This is a genomic window from Streptomyces tateyamensis (assembly GCF_003205575.1).
Classification (GTDB): domain Bacteria; phylum Actinomycetota; class Actinomycetes; order Streptomycetales; family Streptomycetaceae; genus Kitasatospora; species Kitasatospora tateyamensis.
Window position 1 is genome coordinate 43,144 of sequence record NZ_PYBW01000004.1, and the last position, 20,318, is coordinate 63,461.

Consider the following 20,318-nt stretch of genomic DNA (forward strand, 5'->3'; position numbering starts at 1 on the left):
AGGGCTTCCGATCGGGCAAAGTGATGTCTGCTCAGGTCAGTGGCAGAGTTTCCGGCTTCCTGGCGGTCGCCCGACCCGTCGGGCAACCCTGATGTTGTTCGCCAGAGCTCCAAATGAGTCCGATACATCTTTCACGCTCTCGATGGCCCGTCGTCGGGGTCGGAACGATTCGGACGAGCGTTCCCGCCCGGCCGACCGGGCGCGCGGATAGGCTGGGCCCGGCACGCAGCCCCCGCTGCGGCCGTCGCGTCTCGGGAACGACCAAGGAGTTCGGATTGGGAACAGGGACCGTCGGGCCCCAGAGCCGTCAGCCGGTGATGGCCGACGTCGCGGTCCTGGCCGGGGTGTCGCACCAGACCGTGTCGAGGGTGCTCAACGACAGTCCCAACGTGCGGCCGGAGACCCGGGAGCGGGTGCTGACCGCGATCCGGGAGCTGGACTACCGGCGGAACACGGCGGCGCGGGCGCTGGTGACCAAGCGGTCGCAGACGCTCGGCGTGATCAGCTTCGACAGCACCCTGTACGGGCCCTCCCACATGCTGTACGGGATCGAGCAGGCCGCCCGGGGCGCGGGCTACTTCATCAGCATCGCCAGCCTGCGCCACCAGGACATCCGCTCGGTGCTCGAGGCGGTGGACCGGCTGCGGGACCAGGCAGTCGAGGGGATCGCGGTGATCGCCTCGCAGACCTCGACGGTGGCGGCACTGGCGCAGCGGGTCGGGACGGTGCCGATGGTCACGGTGGGCGCGACCGAACCGGGGCGGCTGCCCGGGGCCGGCGTGGACAACCAGGCCGGTGCCGAGGCGGCCGTGCGCTACCTGCTCGACCTGGGCCACCGCACCGTGCACCACGTCGCGGGCCCGGCGAACTGGCTGGAGGCGGGTGCCCGCGAGGCAGGTTGGCGCACGGTGCTGTCCGCGCAGGGCCGGGAGGTGCCGCCCGCGCTGCCCGGTGACTGGTCGGCCCGTTCCGGGTACGAGGCGGGTCTGCGGCTGGCCGCCGATCCGGCGGTCACCGCGGTGTTCTGCGCCAACGACCACATGGCGCTCGGCCTGCTGCGGGCCCTGCACGAGCACGGGCGCCGGGTGCCCGAGGAGGTCAGCGTGGTCGGCTTCGACGACATCCCCGAGGCCGGCTACCTGACCCCGCCGGTCACCACCGTCCGCCAGGACTTCGGCGAACTGGGCCGCCGCGGCTTCGAGTTGCTCCGCGACCTGGTGCGGGCCGCCGACCGGAGCGCGACCGGGGCCGGCCACCGGGTGGCGACCGTCGCCCCGGAGCTGGTGCTGCGGGCCAGCAGCGGTCGGGCGACGGGCTGAGCGGCGGGTCCGAGTGGCGGGTTCACGCGGCGGGGACTGAGCGATGCGGCCGCCTCCCGGCCGCTACGGCCCGCCCGCCGGCCCCGGTGCCACGCCGCGCGCCGACCAGGCGCGCAGCACCGCCGGCAGCGCGCTGACCGTGGCCGAGTAGCCGTCGTGCATCAGGACAATGCCACCCGGGTCGGCCGCGGCCGCCGCGTCGGTGATCGCCTGCGGGGTCGCGCCCGCCCAGTCGCGGGTGTCGGTGGTGCACAGCACCTCGGTCAGGCCGGCGTTCGCAGCCGCGGCCCGCACTGCGGGGCCGGTCTCCAGGTAGGGCGGGCGGAACAGGGTCGGCGCGGTTCCGGTGAGCTCGCGGACGATGCGCTGGGTGCGTGCGATCTCCTCGGCGAGGGCGGCGGGTGGCAGCTCGGTCAGGTGCGGGTGCGAGTAGCTGTGGTTGCCGATCCACATCCCCGCCCGGTGCAGGGCGAGCAGCAACTCCGGGTACCGCTCGGCTTGTTGGCCGCAGACGAAGAAGGTGGCCCGGTGGCCCGCCGAGCGCAGGACGGCGAGCAGGCGCGGGGTGGACTCCGGGTGCGGCCCGTCGTCGAAGGTGAGCGCGATGGTGGGCCGGCGGCGGCCGCCGTGGGGAGCGGCCGCCGCCGGTGACGAGGTGTCAGCCAACGGAGCAGGCGCTTCCGTTGAGCGTGAACGCGGTGGGCGCCGCGGCGTTGCCGGTGTGGTTGGCCTGGAACCCGATGGTGGTGGACGCGCCCGGTGCCAGCGTGCCGTTGTAGGACAGGCTGGTCGCGGTCACCGCGCCGCTGTTCGGGCTGATGCTCGCGTTCCAGGCCGAGACCAGGCTCTGGCCGGACGGGAGGGTGAAGCCGAGGGACCAGCCGTTGAGGGTGCTGGTGCCGGTGTTGGTGAGGGTGATGTTCTCGGTGAGGCCGGTGTTCCAGGCGTTCACCGCATCGGTGACCTTGCAGGAGCTTCCGCCGCCGGTCGGGGTGGGAGTGGGCGTCGGGGTCGGGGTCGGTGACGGGGTCGGCGTGGGGGTCGGGGTCGGTGTCGGCGAGCCGTTGCCGCTGCCCAGGGCTGCCGCTGCCGCGTAGTAGGCCGGCTTCGGCTGGTAGTTCGCGTCGTACATGGTCGCCGCCCCGTACCCGGAGAAGAACCCGGGGATCCACGAGTCGGCGTCGCCGACGCCCCACTGCGAGACGCCCACGCAGCGCGGCACCGCCAGGCAGTCGTTCACCACCGTGGTGTAGTCGTTCGCCTGCTGGGTCAGGTTGGCGCTGCTGGCGGGCAGTTGGATCCGGTCGTCGAGCTCGGTGATGGCCACGTCCAGGCCGAGTGCGGCGAACCGCTGCATGTTGGCCTTCATGCTGCCGGGCACCTGGCCCAGCACGAAGTGGCTCTCGAGGCCGATGCCGTCGATCGGTACGCCCTGGGCCTTGAAGCCGGCGACCAGGTTGTAGAGCGCGTCGCTCTTGGCGTTCTCGCCCTCGATGTTGTAGTCGTTCAGGTAGAGCTTGGCGCCGGGGTCGGCCGCGTGCGCGGTGCGCAGCGCGTCGGCGAGGTAGCCGCTGCCCATCGCGGCGTAGAAGGCGTCCTGGCGCAGCGTCCCGTCCTCGTTGAACGGCTCGTTGACCACGTCCCAGGAGTAGACCTGGCCCTTGTAGTGGGTGGCCTCGGTGGTGATGTGGGCCTCCATCGCCGCCTGCACCTGACCGGTCGGCAAGCTGCTGACCCAGTTGGGCAGTTGGCTGTGCCAGACCAGGTTGTGGCCGCGCACCCGCATGCCGTTGGCCTTGGCGAAGGAGACGATCTGGTCGCCGGGGCCGAAGTTGTAGCTGCCGTTGGCGGGCTCGGTGGTGTCCCACTTCATCTCGTTGCCGGGGGTCACCATGTCGAACTGGGCCGAAGCGGTGGAGGTGAGCGTGGAGTTGGAGAGGTCGGACCGTTGCACGGCGGTTCCGAAGTAGCGGTTGTTCGCCTCGGCCAGGGTCTTGAGGCTGGTCGAGGCGGCGCCGGCCGAGCCGCCGAGGCCGGCGATCAGCAGCGCGCCGGCGGCAGCCGCGGCGGCCGCCGCGCAGAGTGCTCGGCGGGTGCTGCGGGGGTGGGTGCTGCGAGGGTGGATGGTGTTGGGCACCGGTGTTGTCCTTCCGCGTCGGGTGGGGGAGCGGACGAGCGGTGGTGCGGGGACATGGCGGTGCCCTTGGCGGCAGATCCCGAGGGCGGTGCCCTTGGAGGGAGCCTCCGAATGTTTCGAGCACGTTGCCGAATGTCCGCGGCGACCGTAGCCGTCCTCCCGACGGTCCGTCAACAGGACCCGACCGGCCGTCAGGCGGCGGGCGGCGCGGTGCTGTCCCGTTCGACCAGGGTGGTCGAAAGTTCCACCCGCAGCGTGCCGGGCCGGTTGCCGCGGGCCAGGTCGAGCACCATCCGGGTGGCCACCTCGGCCATCTCGGTCAGCGGCTGGCGCACCGTGGTGAGCGGCGGGCCGACCCAGCGGGCCAGCGGCAGGTCGTCGAAACCCACCACGCTCAGCTGCTCGGGGATCCGCAGCCCCAGCTCGCGGGCCGCCTCGTAGAGCCCGAGCGCCTGCAGGTCGTTGCCGGTGAAGACGGCGGTCGGCCGGTCGGGCATCCGCAGCAGCTCCAGCCCGGCGGCGTACCCGGCCTCGTGGTGGAAGTCCCCCTCGCGCACCAGTGCCGGATCGAAGGGGACCCCGGCGGTCTCCAGTGCCGCGCGGTAGCCGTCCACCCGGGCCCGGCTGCACATCATCCGGCCCGGCCCGGCGATCACCGCGATCCGCCGGTGGCCCAGTTCCAGCAGGTGACGGGTGGCGGCCAGCCCGCCGTGCCAGTTGGTGGCGCCGACCGCCGGCACCTCCTGGCCCGGATCGCCGGCCGGGTCCATCACCACGAACGGAATGTCCCGGCTGATGAGTTGCTCCTGCTGGGCGCGGTCCAGGCCGGACAGCACGAGCACCACTCCGGTGGGCCGGCGGGCCAGTACCCCGTCCACCCAGGACTGCCCCAGGCTCAGGTGCCCGGCCGACTCGGAGAGCACCAGTGACAGGCCCTCGGCGCGGACCACGTTCTCCACCCCGCGGATCACCTCCATCGCCCAGGCGCTCTCCAGCTCGTGGAAGACCAGCTCCAGCAGCGGGGCGGCCTGGGCGGCACCCCGCCGCCGGCGGTAGCCGTGCCTGCGCAGCAGCTCCTCGACCCGCTCCCGGGTGGCCGGAGCCACGTCGGCGCGGCCATTCAGCACCTTCGAAACAGTCGGAGCCGAGACCCCCGCTTCGCGGGCGATCTCGGCCAGTGTCGCCGTCCCCGTCACTGCCGCCTCCATTCGGGTCGCTGCCTGCGGATTTCTGTCCGCTGAAGGTTCCACAGGACGGATGGTAGCCCCTGGCCGAGCTGTCGAGGCAAGGATCGGACCCTGCGCAGACCCTTGACGCCCCTGCCATGCCCGCCTACGTTTTCGCACAACATTCGGCAACATCGCCGAAACGATCGAAAGACAGGCAGCCGATGAGATCCCGCTCGACCGCTGTGCGCCCTCGATCCGCCCACCGCCGGCTGGCCGTCAGCGCCATGGCCTGCACGGCCGCCCTCGCCCTGACCGCCGGCTGCGGCTCCGGCAGTGCGGGCGTCGGCAACGCCGACTCCGGCACCATCCACGTCCTGGTCTACGGCGACGCGGGCAACACCGTGGAGAAGCAGATCGTCGAAACTTTCAACAAGACCTCCTCGGTCAAGGCCGTGCTCGACACCATCCCGGGCGCGGACTACCAGACCAAGCTGCAGACCGTGATCACCACCCCGCAGGCCCCGGACGTGTTCTTCAACTGGGGCGGCGGCAGCATCGCGCCCTTCGTCAAGGCCGGACTGCTGCTGCCGCTGGACGACCTGATCGCCAAGGACCCGGCGCTCAAGTCCAGCTTCCTGCCCGCCGTCTTCGACACCGCGGTGATCGGCGGCAAGTCCTACGGCGTCCCGATGCGCGGCACCCAGCCGGTGCTGCTGTTCGACAACAAGCAGGTGCTCGCCGACAACGGAATCACCCCGCCGACCAGTTGGGACCAGCTGCTGGACGAGGTGCGGGCGCTGAAGGCCAAGGGCGTCACCCCGATCGCGCTCGGCGGTGGTGACCAGTGGCCCACCCTGATGTGGTTCGAGTACGTCTTCGACCGGGTGGCCGGGCCGGGCCTGTTCCAGAAGGCGGTCGGCGGCGACCCGAGCGCCTGGGCCAGTCCCGAGGCGGCCAAGGCGCTCGGCATGCTCAAGCAGCTGATCGACGCCGGCGCCTTCGGCACCACCTTCGACTCGGTCAAGTTCACCGACGGGGGCTCGCCCGCCCTGCTGGCCAAGGGCAAGGCCGCCTTCGAGCTGATGGGCTCCTGGGAGTACGCCACCCAGCAGTCCGGCAACCCCCAGTTCGCCAAGGACAAGCTCGGCTACAGCTCCTTCCCCGCCGTCGCCGGCGGCCAGGGCGACCCGAACGACCTGGTCGGCAACACCAACAACTTCTACTCGGTGCGCGCCACCACCAAGCACCCCGAAGCGGTCGCCCAGTTCCTCAAGCTGATGTACTCCGACCAGTTCGTGAAGGCCCAGCTGGCCATCGGCAACCTGCCGACCACCACCAACACCCCGCAGTTCCTCAGCGGTTCGGCCTCGCCCGAGTACTCCGGCTACCAGTACGACCTGGTCAAGAAGGCGCCGAGCTTCCAGCTCTCCTGGGACCAGGCCTATCCGCCCGCCGCGATCACCCCGATCCACCAGGCCGTCCAGCGCTTCTTCGACGGCCAGCTGGACGCCGCGGGATTCGTCAAGGCGATGCAGGCCCTGCCCGCCTCCTGAACCGGGAGCGACCGAGTGATGACCCGCCCCAGCGCGCGCACCCGCCCCGGACTCCTCTGGGCGCTGCCCGCCACCGTCTTCTTCGCCGCCTTCGCCGTGCTGCCGCTGGTCCTGGTGGCCGTGCTCTCCTTCACCCGGTGGAACGGGCTCGGCGCGCCCAGCCTGGCCGGAACGGCCAACTGGACCGCCCTGCTGCACGATCCGGTGATGCTCAAGAGCCTGTGGCTCAGCGCCTTGCTGACCGCCCTCGGCGTCCTGGTCCAGACCCCGGTCAGCCTGCTGCTCGGGGTCTGGGCGGCCGGCCGGCAGCGCAACCGGGCGATCCTGTCCGCCGTCTACTTCGTCCCGCTGCTGCTCTCCGCCACCGCCGTCTCGGTGCTCTGGCGGGCCCTGCTCGACCCCAACTTCGGCCTGCCGGCCGAGGCGCCCTGGCTGTTCGGCGACGGCAACCTGCTGGGCAGCCGCAGCGGTGCGATCGGCGTGCTGGCCTTCGTCGGGGCCTGGCAGTGGACCCCGCTGCACACCCTGCTCTACCAGGGCGGCGCGCGGGCGATCCCCGCCGTGCTCTACCAGGCGGCCGAGGTGGACGGGGCGGGCCGGGTACGGCAGTTCTGGCACGTGACGCTGCCCCAGCTGCGGAACACGGTGGTCACCTCGACCATGCTGATGGTGGTCGGCGGGCTGACCACCTTCGACACCGTGCTGATCCTGACCCAGGGCGGCCCGGGCACCGACACCACGATCAGCGCCTACTACATGTACCAACAGGGCTTCAAGAGCTTCGACTTCGGTGGCGCCTCGGCGATCGCGCTGGTTCTGGTGGTGGTCGCCACGCTGATCTCGCTGGTGCTGGTGCGACTGTCCGGCTACGACGCGATGGCCGGCACGGCGGAGGGGATCTGATGCGCCGACGCCCCAACCGCCGACGTCCCAACTACCTTGCCGGGTTCGGCGCGCTGATCTGGCTCGGCGTGGTCGGTCTGCCGCTGTACGTGCTGCTGCTCACCACGCTGCGCAGCCAGTCGGACTACGCGACCAACGGCCCGCTGAGCCTCCCGCAACGGCTGACCTTCGCCAACTACCTGAACGCCTTCTCCGGCGGCTTCGGCGCGGACCTGCTCAACACCCTGCTGGTCACGGTCAGCGTGGTCGCCCTGGTGCTGCTGGTGGTCCCGCCGCTGGCGTACGCGATCGTCCGCGGTCGCGGTCGCGGCAGCACGCGGGTGTTCCGGCTCTTCCTGCTCGGACTGGCGATCCCCGCCCAGGCGGTGATCGTGCCGATGTTCTACGTGATCAGCCAGGTCGGGCTGTACGACGACCTGAGCGGGGTGGTGCTGCCGACGGCCGCCTTCTGCCTGCCGATCTGCACCCTGGTGCTCACCGGCACGATGCGCGACATCACGCCCGACCTGTACGAGGCGATGGCGGTGGACGGCGCCTCGCCCTGGCGGGTGTTCTGGCAACTGGTGCTGCCGCTGTCGCGCGGCGGGCTGGCCACCGTGGTGGTCTTCGCCGCACTGCAGGCGTGGAACGGCTTCCTCTTCCCCCTGGTGCTCACCCAGTCCGACGCGACCAAGGTGATCACCCTGGGCCTCTACAACTTCCAGACCGAGCACGGGGTCGACGCACCCGGCCTGCTGGCCGCAGTGGTGCTGTCGATGCTCCCGGTGCTGGTCGTCTACCTGTTCGCCCGCCGCGCCCTGATCCAGGGGCTGATGGGGGTCGGCGGAAAGTGACGGTGCCTCAGATGGAACCCTGGCGCGATGTCTCGTTGCCGGCGCAGGAGCGCGCCGACGCCCTGATCGCGGTGATGACACTGCGCGAGAAGGCGGCGCAGCTGGTGGGGGTGTGGGTCGGCGCGAGCGCGGACGGGGAGGAAGTCGCGCCGCACCAGCACGAGTTGGAGGAGGCGGTGGACCTGGCGCAGCTGCTGCCGCACGGATTGGGCCAGCTGACCCGCCCGTTCGGCACCGCACCGGTGGACGCGGGGCTGGGCGCCCTGTCGTTGCAGCGCTCGCAGCAGCGGATCGCCGGCGCGAACCGGTTCGGCATCCCGGCGATCGCGCACGAGGAGTGCCTGGCCGGGTTCGCGGCCTGGGGGGCCACCGCGTACCCGGTGCCGCTCTCCTGGGGAGCAACCTTCGACCCCGGGCTGATCCGGGAGATGGCCGCGGCGATCGGGCGCGACCTGCGGGCGGTGGGGGTCCACCAGGGGCTGGCACCGGTGCTGGACGTGGTCCGGGACGCCCGGTGGGGCCGGGTGGAGGAGACGATCGGGGAGGACCCCTACCTGGTCGGCACCATCGCCACCGCCTACGTGCGCGGGCTGCAGTCCGCCGGAGTGGTGGCCACCCTGAAGCACTTCGCCGGCTACTCCGCCTCCCGCGCCGGGCGCAACCTGGCACCGGTCGGGATGGGCCCGCGGGAGCGGGCGGACGTGATCCTGCCGCCGTTCGAGATGGCGGTGCGGGACGGCGGGGCGCGGTCGGTGATGCACGCGTACACCGACACGGACGGGATCCCGTCGGCAGCCGACCCGGAACTGCTGACCGGACTGCTGCGCGGCGAGTGGGGCTTCGAGGGGACGGTGGTGGCCGACTACTTCGGCATCGCGTTCCTGAAGCTCCTGCACGGGGTGGCCGAGGACTGGTCGGATGCGGCGGCACTGGCGCTGGCGAGCGGCGTGGACGTGGAGCTGCCGACGGTGCGGACCTTCGGGCAGCCGCTGCTGGACGCGGTGGCGGACGGCCGGCTGAGCGAGGACATGGTGGACCGGGCGCTGCGGCGGGTGCTGGTGCAGAAGGTGGAGCTCGGGCTGCTCGACCCGGACTGGTCGCCGGTGCCGCCCGCGCTGGAGGGGGTGGAGCCGGGCTCGCCCCGTGGCCGGGTGGACCTGGACGGGCCGGGCAACCGCGCGCTGGCCGAGCGGATCGCGGAGCGGGCGGTGGTGCTGGTGCGCAACGAGGGCCTGCTCCCGCTCGGCACCGGGGCGCGGCGGATCGCGGTGATCGGGCCGAACGCGGACACGCCGATGGCGTTCCTGGGGTGCTACGCGTTCCCGGTCCACGTGGGGAGCGCCCACCCGCAGGTGCCGTTGGGGATCGCGCTGCCGACGCTGCTGGACCGGGTGCGCGAGGAGTTCCCGGCGGCGGAGGTGCTGACTGCCGACGGCTCCGGGCTCGCCGACGCGGTGGCGCTGGCGCGGCAGTGCGACGTGGTGGTGCTCGCCCTGGGCGACCGGGCCGGACTGTTCGGACGGGGCACCAGCGGGGAGGGCTGCGACGCGGAGACACTGGAGCTTCCCGGCTGGCAGCAGGGGCTGTTGGACGTCATGCTCGACACCGGCACCCCCGTGGTGGTCACCCTGCTGGCGGGGCGTCCGTACGCGCTGGGCCGGGCGGTGACCGACTCGGCCGCGATCGTGCAGGCCTTCTTCCCCGGGGAGGAGGGGGCGCGGGCGCTGGCCGGCGTGCTCAGCGGGCGGGTGAACCCGTCCGGGCGCCTGCCGGTCAGCATCCCGGCCCGACCGGGCGGCCAGCCCACCAGCTACCTCGCGGCCCGGCTGGGCCAGGCCAGCCAGGTCTCCAGCGCCGACCCGACCCCGGCGTACCCCTTCGGGCACGGGCTGGGCTACACCGCGTTCAGCTGGTCCGAGATGACGGTCGATCAGGAGGAGGCCCCCACCTACGGCGAGTTCGAGCTGGGCGTCACCGTCACCAACACCGGGCGCCGGGTGGGCACCGAGGTGGTCCAGCTCTACCTGCACGACCCGGTCGCCTCCGTGGTGCAGCCGGTCCAGCGCCTGATCGGCTACCAGCGCGTCCTGCTGTCCCCCGGCGAGCGGACCCGGATCGGTTTCACCGTCCCGGCGGACCTGGCCGCCTTCACCGGCCGCAACGGGCAACGCATCGTGGAGCCGGGCGAGTTGGAGCTGCGGCTGGCCGCGTCGAGCACCGACGTGCGGCACGCGGCCCGGGTGCGCCTGGCCGGCCCGACCCGGGTGGTGGACCACCACCGCCGACTGCACGCGGAGGTGCACCAGACCGGGCTCGATCCGCTGGGCACCCCCCGTGGCGGTCTCCCGCGCAGCACCGCGGTGGGGTAGCTTGACCGGCTATGGCGAACTCGGCTTCCCGGCACGACGTGGTGATCGTCGGCGGCGGGCACAACGGACTGGTGGCGGCGGCGTACCTGGCCAAGGCGGGCTACCGGGTGCTGCTGCTGGAACGGCTGGCCTCGGTCGGCGGGGCCGCGGTGTCGGCCCGGGCGTTCGCCGGGGTGGACATCCGGCTCTCCCGGTACTCCTACCTGGTGAGCCTGCTGCCGGCGCAGGTGGTCCGGGAGCTCGGGCTGCGGGTGGAGCTGCGGCGGCGCCGGATCGCCTCCTACACGCCCACCGTCCGCGACGGCCTCCCCACCGGCCTGCTGGTGGACGCCGGTGACCCGGGCCGTACCCGGGAATCGTTCCGAGCGCTGACCGGCTCCGACCGGGAGTGGGCGGCCTGGCAGCGGTTCAACGCGATGACGGCGGCGGTGGCCGAGCGGGTGTTCCCGACGCTCACCCAACCGCTGCCGTCACGCGCCGAGTTGCGCCACCGGGTGGCGGACGAGCGGGCCTGGACCACGCTCTTCGAGCGCCCGCTCGGGGAGGCCATCGAGCAGGAGTTCACCGACGACCTGGTGCGCGGCGTGGTGCTGACCGACGCCCTGATCGGCACCCTCACCCACGCCCACGACCCCGAGCTGAAGCAGAACCGGTGCTTCCTCTACCACGTGATCGGCAACGGCACCGGTGACTGGGACGTCCCGGTCGGCGGCATGGGTGCGGTGACCAGCGCCCTCGCGGACGCCGCCCGTGCCGCCGGGGCGGAGCTGCGGACCGGCTGCGAGGTCACGGGCATCGGCACCGACGGCATCGGCGAGGCCGAGGTCAGCTACCGCGACGGCGAGCGCGAGCTGACGGCCACCGGGCGGCGGGTGCTGGTCAACCTGGCCCCGGCGACGCTGGCCCGGCTGCTCGGCGAGGACCCGGGGCCGGCCCCGGAGGGCGCCCAGCTGAAGGTCAACATGGTGCTGCGCCGGCTGCCGAAGCTGCGGGACGCGGCGGCCCGCCCGCACGAGGCCTTCGCCGGGACCTTCCACGTCGCCGAGGGCTACCGGCAGTTGGCCACCGCCTACACCGAGGCGGCGGCAGGCCGGCAGCCGGCGGCGCCCCCGTCGGAGATCTACTGCCACTCCCTCACCGACCCCTCGATCCTCGGGCCCGGGCCGGCCCGCGAGGGGTGGCACACGCTCACGCTGTTCGGCCTGCAGATGCCGGCCAGGCTCTTCACCGACCCGGCCGCGAAGGAGCGGGCCCTGGCGGCGACCCTGGCCCAGCTCGACGAGGTGCTGGCCGAGCCGATCTCCGACTGCCTGGCCACCGACGCCGACGGCCGGCCCTGCGTGGAGGCGCGGACCCCGCTGGACCTGGAGCGGGAGCTGGGGCTGCCCGGCGGCCACATCTTCCACCGTGACCTCGCCTTCCCGTTCGCCACCGAGGAGGACGAGGCGACGGCCGGGGCCGCCGCCAGCTGGGGCGTGGCGACGACCCGTCAGAACGTGCTGCTGTGCGGCGCGGGCGCGGTGCGCGGCGGCGGCGTCAGCGGCATCCCGGGCCACAACGCGGCCCGGGCCGTACTGGCCGAGCTCAGCCGCTGACCGCGGGGTGCGGGCGGGTGCGGGTGCGCTCGGCCCACCGGGCAGCCGGGCCCATCGCGCAGCCGGCCGCCAGGAAGAGCGCGCCCAGCAGCAGCCAGCCCGGGGTGCCCCAGGTGATCAGCAGGGCGGTGAGCAGCAGCGGCCCCAGGGTCCGGGCGACCGCCACACCGGTGCCGAAGAAGCCCTGGTACTGGCCGAGCTGACGGGCCGGAGCCAGGTCGAAGCTGAGCTGCCAGGACCCGGCCGACTGCATCATCTCGCCGATCACCTGGAGCACCGAGCCCGCCACCAGGACGGCGGCCACGCTCCACCGGGGGAGCGCGGCCGCCGACAGCGCGAAGGCCGCGCAGGCGGCGAGCAGCACGGCGCCCGAGCGGCGCACGGTGCGGGTGGCGGAGGGCAGGTCGGTGACGGCCCGGCTGGTGCGGACCTGGAACAGCATCACGGCCACCGTGTTGAGGACGAACAAGGGCGAGACCAGCCAGGTCAGTTGCTCGGCGCGGGCGGCTATCCAGAGCGGGATCGCCAGACTCAGCAGCGGCATCCGCAGCAGCAGGACCGTGTTGACCAGGGTGACCACGGCGTACGGCCGGTCGTGCAGGACGGCGAGCTTGGCCTCCCCGGCCGGTTCGGCCCGACCGGGCGCGACCGGGGGCAGCCGCAGCAGCAGCAGCGCGCAGGCCAGGAAGCCGAGGGCGTCCAGCGCGAAGACCGCGAGGTAGCCCGCCCGGGTGCCGTGGCCGAGCGCGAGCCCGCCGAGGGTGGCGCCGACGGCGAGTCCGGCGTTCAGCACCGACTGCAGTCGGGCCAGCAGGCCGGTGCGCGCCGCCGGGTCGACGAGCCCGCCCAGCAGCGCCTGCCGAGCGGCCGCCAGACCCGACTGGGCGGTGGCGTACAGGCAGGCGGCCAGCACGAACGGCACGAAGGTGCGGATGGCGAGGAAGGCGGCGACCGCCGCCGCGGCGGTGGCCAGGGCCAGCAGGACCGCCGTCCCGCGTGGCCCGCGGCGGTCGGCGAGGTGCCCCAGGGGCACGCCCGCCAGCGAGCCGACCGCCCAGGCGGTGGTCAGGCCGAGCCCGACCTGGGTGGCGGACAGGCCGACGACGCGGGTGAAGTACATCGCGGAGCAGACGTAGTAGGCACCGTCGCCGACGGAGTTGCTCAGTTGGGCCGCGGCGAGCAGGCGCGGCGCTCCGGCAGCGGGCAGGATCCAGATCGACATGACAGGTCTCAGCCGGCTGACGGGGCGTCAGCGGCAGACAGCGGGATCTTCGCCCCGGCGAGGGCGTTCGGGGAGGCGTAGCGGTCCCGCTCGCGCAGTCGGCGGGCCAGGGGCTCGAACCACCAGGCGCCGTGGCAGGAGCCGGGAACGAGTACGGAGGTCGTCATGTCGAGGTCCCGGGGGAGAAGGGGTCTGGCAAGGGCGCGGACCGGGTGGCAGGACCGGGCACGAGAGTGAACTGTACCGTCCAGTTCAGATGAACTCAACCGTTCGGTTCGGTCTGGTGAAGTAATCAGTTCACAGGGTTGCTGCTCAGCCGAACGGCCTTCGGCCGGGACCGTCATGGACGGTCCCGGCCGAAGGGGGTCGCGACGTACGCGCTCGGTCGCCCCGGGTCGTGCAGGGTGATGCCGAGTCAGATCTGCGGGGCCTGCTAGCGCAGGACGCCGTGCACGGCTTCCGGGTCGGTCGGGGCGAGCGGGGTGGTGGCTGTGGCCGGGGTGGCGGTCTTCGCGGTGGTGGCCGGGGGCGGGGTGACGTAGACGGGGGCCGGGTCGGCTTCGGGGGCGCAGGTCTTGGCGATCGGGCCCTTGCCGGTGGGGAGGCTGCCGTCGCGCAGGTAGGCGGTGAAAGTGTCGTCCAGGCAGGGGTTCTGGTGGAAGAGGATCTCGTGGAAGCTGCCGCCGGTCTGGACGACCAGCTTGGAGCCGGGCAGCGCGTCGTGCATGGCCAGCCCGCCCTGGTAGGGGGTGGCGGCGTCCTCGGTGGCCTGGAAGAGCAGGACCGGCGGCAGGCCCTTGCCGGTGACCTTCAGGCGGCCGGCCTGGTTGCCCTGGTAGGGCCAGAACATGCAGGCGGCGTTGTACCACATGTTGTTGTAGGTGTAGAACGGCGCACCGGCGTTGACCCTGGCCTGGTCCTTCTTCCAGTACTCCCAGTCGCGCGGCCAGTTGTTCTCGGTGCACTGCACCGCGTTGTAGGCCGGGAAGGTGCCGTCGTCGGCGCCCGGTGCCGCATAGCGGTTGTAGGCGATGTTCAGCGGCCGGGTGTCGTGCTGGGTGACGTACGCGGACAGCACGGTGGCCATCCGGGGCCAGCGCAGGAAGTTGTAGCCGCCGCCGTAGAAGGTGTCCTCGAACTCGGCGGGGCCGATCTTGCCGGGGGCCGGCGCGGCGTCCACCGGGTCGGTCCGCAGGGCGGCCTCGACCTGGTGGTAGGCCTGCTCGATCGAGGCGGCGTCAGTTCCCAGGTGGTAGACGGAGTCCGCCTTGGCTGTCCAGGCGGCGAAGGCGTCGAAGCGGCGCTGGTGCTCCTGGTCCTGCAGGATGTTGTGGTCGTACCAACTGATGCTCGGTCCGACGATGCTGTCCAGCACCATCCGGCGCACCCGGGAGGGGAAGAGCTGGCCGTAGGTGGAGCCCAGCGAGGTGCCCCAGGAGCCGCCGTAGAAGTTGATCTGCTTCGCGCCCAGCGCCCGGCGGATGCTGTCCATGTCGCGCGCGTTGTCGACCGTGGTCATGTGCGGCAGCAGCCAGGACCAGTCGGCGGTGCAGTCCGCGGCGTACCCGGCCGCCTTGGTCAGCCACGCCTTCGAAGTGCCCTGGCTGACCTGGTAGTCGGGGCGCTCGCCATTGAAGTAGGAGGCGTCGCAGACCACATGGGGCTCGCTGCCGTTGGTGCCGCGCGGGTCGAAGCCGATCCAGTCGTAGGTCGAGGCGAGGTCCTGCGGGATCTGCCCGGAGATGAAGGCGGGCATCCAGAGCCCGGAGTCGCCGGGGCCTCCGGGGTTGAGCAGGATCGGGCCCTGCTGCTTGTCCTTGGGCGCGGTGGCAGGCAGCCGGTTCACCTTGATCTGGATCTTGCGCCCGTGCGGGGCGGCGTAGTCCACCGGCACGTCGAGCATCGCGCACTGCAGTGCGGGTGTCGCGGAGTCGTTGCAGGAGGTCCAGGCGAGCTTCCCCTGCCCGGTGTCCTCCGGGGCGGCGGTGTCGGATGCGGCACTGGCGGAGGCTCCGCTGAGGGCGGCGACGGCAGCGGCGGCCGACAGGAGGGCGGTGAGTTTTCGCATGGGATGCATGATGTGACATGTGCAATGGCACTACTAGAGGGCTGACATGACGTTATCAAGGCGTTACGGCTGGGGAATGGGGGAACAGGGCGGGTCGGCTCCGGCTCCCGCTGCGTCGGCCCGCGGCTTTCGGCTCTGGGCCGCAGGGCCCACCTGAGCGCGCAGGAGCCACCAGCACCTAACGGTGGTCGGTCCGCAGCTTGCCCACCAGGCGGGTCAGCTCGGCGAGTTCGCCCTCGTCCAGGGCGAGCAGGGTGCGCGGCGGCCGGGACAGGATCTGCTCGGCCTGCTCGGCCGCCGTGGTGCCGGCGGCGGTGAGGGCGACCAGCTTGGAGCGGCGGTCCTGCGGGTGGACGCTGCGCTCCACCAGGCCCCGCCGCTCCAGCTCGTCCACGATCAGCGTGGTGTACGGCTTGTCGGTGCTCAGCCGCTCCGTCAGTTCACGCATCGTCAGCGGGCCCGGCAGCAGGCGGCGCAGCGCTTTGGCACGCAGGAAGCTCAGGCCGAGCGCCTGCTCCACCTCGGCCCGGCGGTTCTCCTGACGCAGCACCAGGTCGGACAGGGCCGCCCAGACCCTGGCCGCCGCGCCGCCACTGCCGTTCTCGTTCACGTGCTCCCGCCGTCCACTGCTCGTTCGGTCGGGACGGACTCCAGTCGCTGCGCCACCCGCGCGGCACTGCGTCCGGCCCAGCGTCCGGTGGTGAGGATACCGAGCGCGAGCACCGTCAGGGCGCAACCGGTCGCCACCCACCAGCCGACGTGGCTGGCCGCGGCGAAGCCCGAGTGCAGCGGGCCGCGCACGGCGGAGGTGGCCAGCGAGCCGAGCACGGTGACCCCGAGCAACTGCCCGGTCTGCCGGCTGGTGCTGGCCACCGCGGCGGCCACTCCGGCCCGGTCGCGCGGCATGCCGGAGACGGCAGTGGTGGTGATGGGAGCGTTCAGCATCCCGAAGCCGATGCCGAACAGGCTGTAGGCGACCACCAGTTGCCAGTCGGGCGTGCCGGCGGTCAGCCCGGTCAGGGTGGCGGTGCCGGCGGCCATCGCGGCGCCGGCCGCGATCAGCGGCAGCCGCGGGCCGCGGGTGGCGACCAGTCGCCCGGAGAACGGCGAGCAGACCATGGCCAGCACCGCCAGCGGCAGGGTCAGGAGTCCGGCGTGCAGCGGCGAGTAGTCGCGCACGTCCTGCAGGTAGAGGGTGTTGAGCAGCAGGAAGCCGCCGAGCGCGGCGAACCCGCAGACGGCGATCGCGGCGGCCCCGGCGAACGGCGCGCTGCGCAGCAGGCGCGGGTCGATCACCGGCGCGCGGTTGCGCAGCTCGTACGGGACGAAGCAGGCCGCGGCGAGCAGGGCCGCCGCGCCGCACAGCAGGGTCTGGGGCGCCGTCCAGCCTGCGGTCGGCGCCTCGATGACCCCGTAGGTGAGGCTGCCCAGCAGGACCACGATGAGCAGCTGGCCGACCGGGTCGAGCGGGCGGGCGCGCTCGGCCCGCGACTCGGGGACGTACCGGGCGCAGAGGGCCAGGGCCGCCAGGCCCACCGGGACGGTGGCCCAGAAGACCCCGCGCCAGCCGACCGTGTCCACCAGCAGACCGCCGAGCAGCGGGCCGAGCGCCAGGCTGACGCCCGCCACCGCGCCCCACACGCCGATCGCCCGGGCCCGCTCGCGCGGCTCGGTGAAGGTGTTGGTGATGATCGACATGGCGACCGGGTTGAGCATCGACCCGCCGACCGCCTGCGCCATCCGGGCCGCGACCAGGGTGCCCAGGCCCGGTGCGACCGAGCAGAGCAGCGAGCCGAGGGTGAAGAGCACCAGCCCGGTCTGGAAGGTGCGCCGCCGCCCGAACCGGTCGCCGGCCGCGCCCGCGGGCAGCAGCAGGGTGGCCAGCACCACGGTGTACCCGGCCACCACCCACTGCAGGCCGGAGACGCCGACGTGCAGGTCGCGCTGGATGGCGGGCAGGGCGAGGTTGACGATCGTGTTGTCCACGCCGACCAGGAACAGGCTCAGGCAGCAGATCGCCAGCACGCGGGTGCGGCCGCGGCGGTCCAGCGGCCCGGCGGGGGCCCGGTGGGTCCGGTGGGCTCGGGGGAGCCAAGTAGTTAATGTCATACAACGATTATAGGCACACAACTAAGTGGGGGCGGAAGGAGGGGGACGGAGATCGGAGGGGGCAGGTGCAGGTGCGGACTGCGGGTGGACCTGCTGTGGGTGGAACTGTTCGAGGGCGATTCGATTCGCCGCACCCGGGTACGTGCCGTGTGGTACAGCCGTGTCGAAGCGCGGGCGAACTGCTGTCAGGAGAGATCGTGATCGACAGCGATACCGATCAGCCGGTCCAGGCGGGGGGTGGACTGCCGGACGACCTGCCGCCGCGGTTCAGCGAGCGGGAGCTACGGGCGATGAGCAAGAGCGAGGCCCGGGCGCTGAGTGATGCGCTGTTCCGGCGGCTCGCCGGCCTGGAGCGGGAGAGCTATGCCTACAGCTATGTGCGGTCCACCATCATCGAGCTCAACATGCCGCTGGTGCGCTTCATCGCCGCCAGGTTCCGGCACCGCTGCGAGGAGATGGCGGACATCCTGCAGGTCGGCACGGTGGGCCTGATCAAGGCCGTCGACGGCTACGACCAGGAGCGCGGCGCCGAGTTCGTCACCTACGCCATCCCGACCATCGCCGGCGAGATCAAGCGGTTCTTCCGGGACACCTCCTGGCCGGTCCGGGTGCCGCGCAGCATGCAGGAGCGCTACCTGGCGGTCGCCCGCGGCTCGGACCGGCTGGAGCAGGACCTGGGCCGGCTGCCGCGGCCCGAGGAACTCGCCGAGGACCTCGGCATCACCGAGGAGGAGGTGCTGGAGGGCCTGGTGGCCGCCCGGGTCTACCGGCCGAACTCGCTGGACGCGCTGCGTGAGCAGGACGCGGACGAGTCGGGCAGCGCGCTGCTGGACCGGCTCGGCACCGAGGACCTGGAGCTGGACCTGGCCGACTTCCGGGTCGCGGTCACTCCGCTGCTGGGCAAGCTGCCCAAGCGCGAGCAGGCCGTGCTGGTGCTGCGGTTCTGGGAGGGCCGGACCCAGTCGGAGATCGCCGACCGGATCGGGGTCTCGCAGATGCACGTCTCCCGCCTGCTGACGGCCACCCTGGCCGGACTGCGGGCCGACCTGGAGGACGCGGACGCGCCGGGCTGGCAGGACCAGGACCAGGACCCGGACGCGGCCACTGCCGGCCGCCCGGACGCGGGGTCGGACGCCGCCGGCTGACCGTGCGGCGCCGCCACCGGGCCCGGGGCGGTGGCGGCAGCTGAACCCGGCGCCGGGCTCAGCTGCCCCCATCGCCCCGGGCCCGCGGTCAGAGGCCGGCCAGGTTGGCCTCCAGGTCGTCGAGGCCGTAGGAGCCCTGGGAGATCGCCTTCATGTGCCAGGTCTTCAGGTCGAAGTCGGCGCCCAGCCGGTGCCGGGCGGCTTCGCGGCCGCGCAGCCAGGCGCGCTCGCCGAGCTTGTAGCCGATGGCCTGGCCGGGCCAGCCGAGGTAGCGGTTGACCTCGCTGGCCCGGCGGGCGGCGGGGCTGCCCTGGTATTCGGCCAGGAACCGGTCGGCCAGTTCCGGGGTCCAGGTCTCGCCCGGGTGGAAGCCGGAGTCGGCGGGGATGGCCAGGCGCAGGTGCATGCCGATGTCGGTGATCACCCGGATGATGCGCAGCATCTGCTTGGTCAGGTATCCGAGGCGGTGGGCCGGGTCGGTGAGGAAGCCCAGGTCGTCCATCAGCCGCTCGGCATAGAGCGCCCAGCCCTCGACATTGGCGCTGACCTTGCCGAGGGTCACCTGGTAGCGGCTCAGCTGGTCGGCGACGGCCGTCCAGCGGGCGAGCTGGAGGTGATGGCCGGGCACACCCTCGTGGTACCAGGTGCTGACGAGCTGCCAGGTCGGGAAGGTGTCCCGGCCCAGGGTCGGCAGGTAGGTGCGACCGGGGCGGGTGAAGTCCAGGCTGGGGCCGGAGTAGAACGGTGCGGCCGCGCTCCCCGCCGGGGCGATCCTGGACTCGACCTGGCGCAGCGGGCCCACGATGTCGAAGTGTGTTCCGTCGAGGCGCTCGATCGCCTCGTCCATGACCTGCTGGAGCCAGTCGCGGACGGCCTCCTCGCCCTTGATCGCGTGGCCGTGCTCGTTCAGGAACTCCATCGCCTCCACGACCCCGGCGCCGGGCAGCACCCGGCCGGCCTCCACCCGCATCTCGGCCAGCGTGCGGTGGAATTCCTCCCACGCCCAGTCGTACGCCTCGGCGACGTCCACGTTCGAACCGGTGGCCAGGCGGGCCGATCGCAGGTAGCGCTCCCGGCCGACCGCGTCCGGGACGCCCGCCGCCGCGGGGAGGTAGTCGCCGTGCAGCCAGTCGCGCAGCTCGCCGACGGCGGCGGTGGCACCCAGCGCAGCGGAGTCCAGTTCGCTACGCAACCGCTCCGGCCCGTCCGCCACGAATCCGGCGAACCAGCCGGCCCCGCCGTCGGCCCGTCCGGTCCACGCGTCCAACTGCGCGAGTACGGACTCGACCTGACGCGGTGCGGAGAGCAGCCCGCGCCCGACGCCCTGCTCCAGCGTGCGGCGATAGCCGGCCACCGCGCCCGGCACGGCCCGCAGCCGCCCGGCCACCACCGCCCAGTCCTCCTCGCTGGTGGTGGGCATCAGGGTGAAGATCGACCGGACGTAGTGGATCGGGGAGGCGGTGTTGCGCAGCGCCCGCACGTGGTCCCCGGCGTCGTGCACGGCCAGCTGCGCCGCCAGCCGCTCACGCAGCAACTGCGCACAGGCCGCCTCCGCCGGGTCCGCCGCCACCGGATCCGCCGCCGCCCGGCCGGGCAGCCGGTCGAGCGCCTGCAGGGTCTCCCGAGCCAGGTCGGCCATCGCCTCGAACCCGTCGGGCGACGCCGTGGTGCAGTCGATCGCGGTCGGTTCCGACGGTACGCAGGTGATCCTGGACAACTCGGGGACGGTCCTGGCGAAGAAGGGGATCGGTCTCTACAACTGGACCCAGGAGAGCGACCCGGTCGTCAAGGCCATCGGGGTCGGTTCGGACGGCACGCAGATGATCCTCAGCCGCTGACCGACAGCCGGTGATCGACCGAGCCGGGAGCGAGCGTGAGCACCCGGACCTCCTGCGC

The 20,318-nt window shown here is 72.7% G+C and carries 17 protein-coding genes; 8 read left to right on the top strand and 9 right to left on the bottom strand.

Going from position 1 to position 20,318, the window contains the following annotated elements; genetic code table 11:
- Positions 1-275 precede the first annotated feature (275 nt).
- Entirely contained in the window at positions 276-1,319 is a 1,044-nt protein-coding gene (locus tag C7C46_RS00435; protein WP_245983930.1) for a LacI family DNA-binding transcriptional regulator, read from the top strand.
- A 63-nt stretch (positions 1,320-1,382) separates the two neighbouring features.
- On the opposite strand, the gene C7C46_RS00440 is transcribed toward C7C46_RS00435, so the two are convergent.
- From C7C46_RS00440 to C7C46_RS00450, 3 genes are all read right to left on the bottom strand, one after another.
- On the bottom strand, positions 1,383-1,985 hold the full coding sequence (locus C7C46_RS00440; RefSeq protein WP_110664503.1) for a polysaccharide deacetylase family protein: 603 nt from the start codon (positions 1,983-1,985) through the stop codon (positions 1,383-1,385).
- Positions 1,978-3,456 (bottom strand): endo-1,4-beta-xylanase, encoded by a 1,479-nt coding sequence (locus tag C7C46_RS00445; RefSeq protein WP_245983932.1) that lies wholly within the window; start codon positions 3,454-3,456, stop codon positions 1,978-1,980. The genes C7C46_RS00440 and C7C46_RS00445 overlap by 8 nt, the downstream gene beginning before the upstream one ends.
- Positions 3,457-3,647: 191 nt before the next feature.
- Complete coding sequence (locus C7C46_RS00450; RefSeq protein ID WP_110664504.1) at positions 3,648-4,664, bottom strand: LacI family DNA-binding transcriptional regulator; 1,017 nt, start codon at positions 4,662-4,664, stop codon at positions 3,648-3,650.
- 203 nt (positions 4,665-4,867) lie between these two features.
- Between C7C46_RS00450 and C7C46_RS00455 the strand changes: the two genes are divergently transcribed.
- The 5 genes from C7C46_RS00455 to C7C46_RS00475 are packed head-to-tail and all read left to right on the top strand — an operon-like array spanning position 4,868 to position 11,878.
- Positions 4,868-6,178 (top strand): ABC transporter substrate-binding protein, encoded by a 1,311-nt coding sequence (locus tag C7C46_RS00455; RefSeq protein ID WP_425470001.1) that lies wholly within the window; start codon positions 4,868-4,870, stop codon positions 6,176-6,178.
- An 18-nt stretch (positions 6,179-6,196) separates the two neighbouring features.
- Positions 6,197-7,081 carry a carbohydrate ABC transporter permease gene (locus tag C7C46_RS00460; RefSeq protein ID WP_110664505.1) on the top strand — a complete coding sequence of 295 codons (885 nt, stop codon included), beginning with the start codon at positions 6,197-6,199 and terminating at the stop codon, positions 7,079-7,081.
- Positions 7,081-7,914 (top strand): carbohydrate ABC transporter permease, encoded by an 834-nt coding sequence (locus tag C7C46_RS00465; RefSeq protein ID WP_110664506.1) that lies wholly within the window; start codon positions 7,081-7,083, stop codon positions 7,912-7,914. The genes C7C46_RS00460 and C7C46_RS00465 overlap by 1 nt, the downstream gene beginning before the upstream one ends.
- 11 nt (positions 7,915-7,925) lie before the next feature.
- Complete coding sequence (locus tag C7C46_RS00470) at positions 7,926-10,283, top strand: beta-xylosidase/alpha-l-arabinosidase (protein ID WP_110664507.1); 2,358 nt, start codon at positions 7,926-7,928, stop codon at positions 10,281-10,283.
- Between the two features lie 11 nt (positions 10,284-10,294).
- Complete coding sequence (locus tag C7C46_RS00475) at positions 10,295-11,878, top strand: phytoene desaturase family protein (protein WP_110664508.1); 1,584 nt, start codon at positions 10,295-10,297, stop codon at positions 11,876-11,878.
- Here the strand turns inward: C7C46_RS00475 and C7C46_RS00480 are convergent.
- The 5 genes from C7C46_RS00480 to C7C46_RS00495 form a co-directional block, all read right to left on the bottom strand.
- The gene (locus C7C46_RS00480) at positions 11,868-13,100 is read right to left on the bottom strand and encodes an MFS transporter (protein WP_110664509.1); all 1,233 of its coding nucleotides are present in this window, start codon (positions 13,098-13,100) and stop codon (positions 11,868-11,870) included. The genes C7C46_RS00475 and C7C46_RS00480 overlap by 11 nt on opposite strands.
- Before the next feature lie 8 nt (positions 13,101-13,108).
- On the bottom strand, positions 13,109-13,267 hold the full coding sequence (locus C7C46_RS34630) for a hypothetical protein (protein ID WP_181442109.1): 159 nt from the start codon (positions 13,265-13,267) through the stop codon (positions 13,109-13,111).
- A 266-nt stretch (positions 13,268-13,533) separates the two neighbouring features.
- Positions 13,534-15,168 (bottom strand): alpha/beta hydrolase, encoded by a 1,635-nt coding sequence (locus C7C46_RS00485; protein WP_110664510.1) that lies wholly within the window; start codon positions 15,166-15,168, stop codon positions 13,534-13,536.
- A 178-nt stretch (positions 15,169-15,346) separates the two neighbouring features.
- Positions 15,347-15,778, bottom strand: coding sequence for a MarR family winged helix-turn-helix transcriptional regulator (locus C7C46_RS00490; protein ID WP_110664511.1), 432 nt, complete (start codon positions 15,776-15,778; stop codon positions 15,347-15,349).
- The gene (locus tag C7C46_RS00495; protein WP_110664512.1) at positions 15,775-17,277 is read right to left on the bottom strand and encodes an MFS transporter; all 1,503 of its coding nucleotides are present in this window, start codon (positions 17,275-17,277) and stop codon (positions 15,775-15,777) included. The genes C7C46_RS00490 and C7C46_RS00495 overlap by 4 nt, the downstream gene beginning before the upstream one ends.
- A gap of 197 nt (positions 17,278-17,474) precedes the next feature.
- Here C7C46_RS00495 and C7C46_RS00500 point away from each other — a divergent pair, with 197 nt between their 5' ends.
- On the top strand, positions 17,475-18,422 hold the full coding sequence (locus C7C46_RS00500; protein WP_245983935.1) for a SigB/SigF/SigG family RNA polymerase sigma factor: 948 nt from the start codon (positions 17,475-17,477) through the stop codon (positions 18,420-18,422).
- Positions 18,423-18,510: 88 nt separating this feature from the next.
- Here the strand turns inward: C7C46_RS00500 and C7C46_RS00505 are convergent, their stop codons facing one another.
- The gene (locus tag C7C46_RS00505; protein ID WP_245983939.1) at positions 18,511-20,139 is read right to left on the bottom strand and encodes a DUF885 domain-containing protein; all 1,629 of its coding nucleotides are present in this window, start codon (positions 20,137-20,139) and stop codon (positions 18,511-18,513) included.
- Between C7C46_RS00505 and C7C46_RS37175 the strand changes: the two genes are divergently transcribed.
- Positions 20,126-20,260 carry a hypothetical protein gene (locus tag C7C46_RS37175; protein ID WP_281278505.1) on the top strand — a complete coding sequence of 45 codons (135 nt, stop codon included), beginning with the start codon at positions 20,126-20,128 and terminating at the stop codon, positions 20,258-20,260. The two genes, C7C46_RS00505 and C7C46_RS37175, sit on opposite strands and share 14 nt — an antisense overlap.
- Positions 20,261-20,318 lie beyond the last annotated feature (58 nt).

Excerpts from the sequence above, each read along its gene's own strand:
- C7C46_RS00495 (WP_110664512.1), bottom strand. The coding sequence starts at position 17,277 with ATGACATTAACTACTTGGCTCCCCCGAGCCCACCGGACCCACCGGGCC.
- C7C46_RS00480 (WP_110664509.1), bottom strand. The coding sequence starts at position 13,100 with ATGTCGATCTGGATCCTGCCCGCTGCCGGAGCGCCGCGCCTGCTCGCC.
- C7C46_RS00460 (WP_110664505.1), top strand. The coding sequence starts at position 6,197 with ATGACCCGCCCCAGCGCGCGCACCCGCCCCGGACTCCTCTGGGCGCTG.
- C7C46_RS00450 (WP_110664504.1), bottom strand. The coding sequence starts at position 4,664 with ATGGAGGCGGCAGTGACGGGGACGGCGACACTGGCCGAGATCGCCCGC.
- C7C46_RS34630 (WP_181442109.1), bottom strand. The coding sequence starts at position 13,267 with ATGACGACCTCCGTACTCGTTCCCGGCTCCTGCCACGGCGCCTGGTGG.
- C7C46_RS00475 (WP_110664508.1), top strand. The coding sequence starts at position 10,295 with ATGGCGAACTCGGCTTCCCGGCACGACGTGGTGATCGTCGGCGGCGGG.
- C7C46_RS00485 (WP_110664510.1), bottom strand. The coding sequence starts at position 15,168 with ATGCGAAAACTCACCGCCCTCCTGTCGGCCGCCGCTGCCGTCGCCGCC.
- C7C46_RS00470 (WP_110664507.1), top strand. The coding sequence starts at position 7,926 with ATGGAACCCTGGCGCGATGTCTCGTTGCCGGCGCAGGAGCGCGCCGAC.
- C7C46_RS00465 (WP_110664506.1), top strand. The coding sequence starts at position 7,081 with ATGCGCCGACGCCCCAACCGCCGACGTCCCAACTACCTTGCCGGGTTC.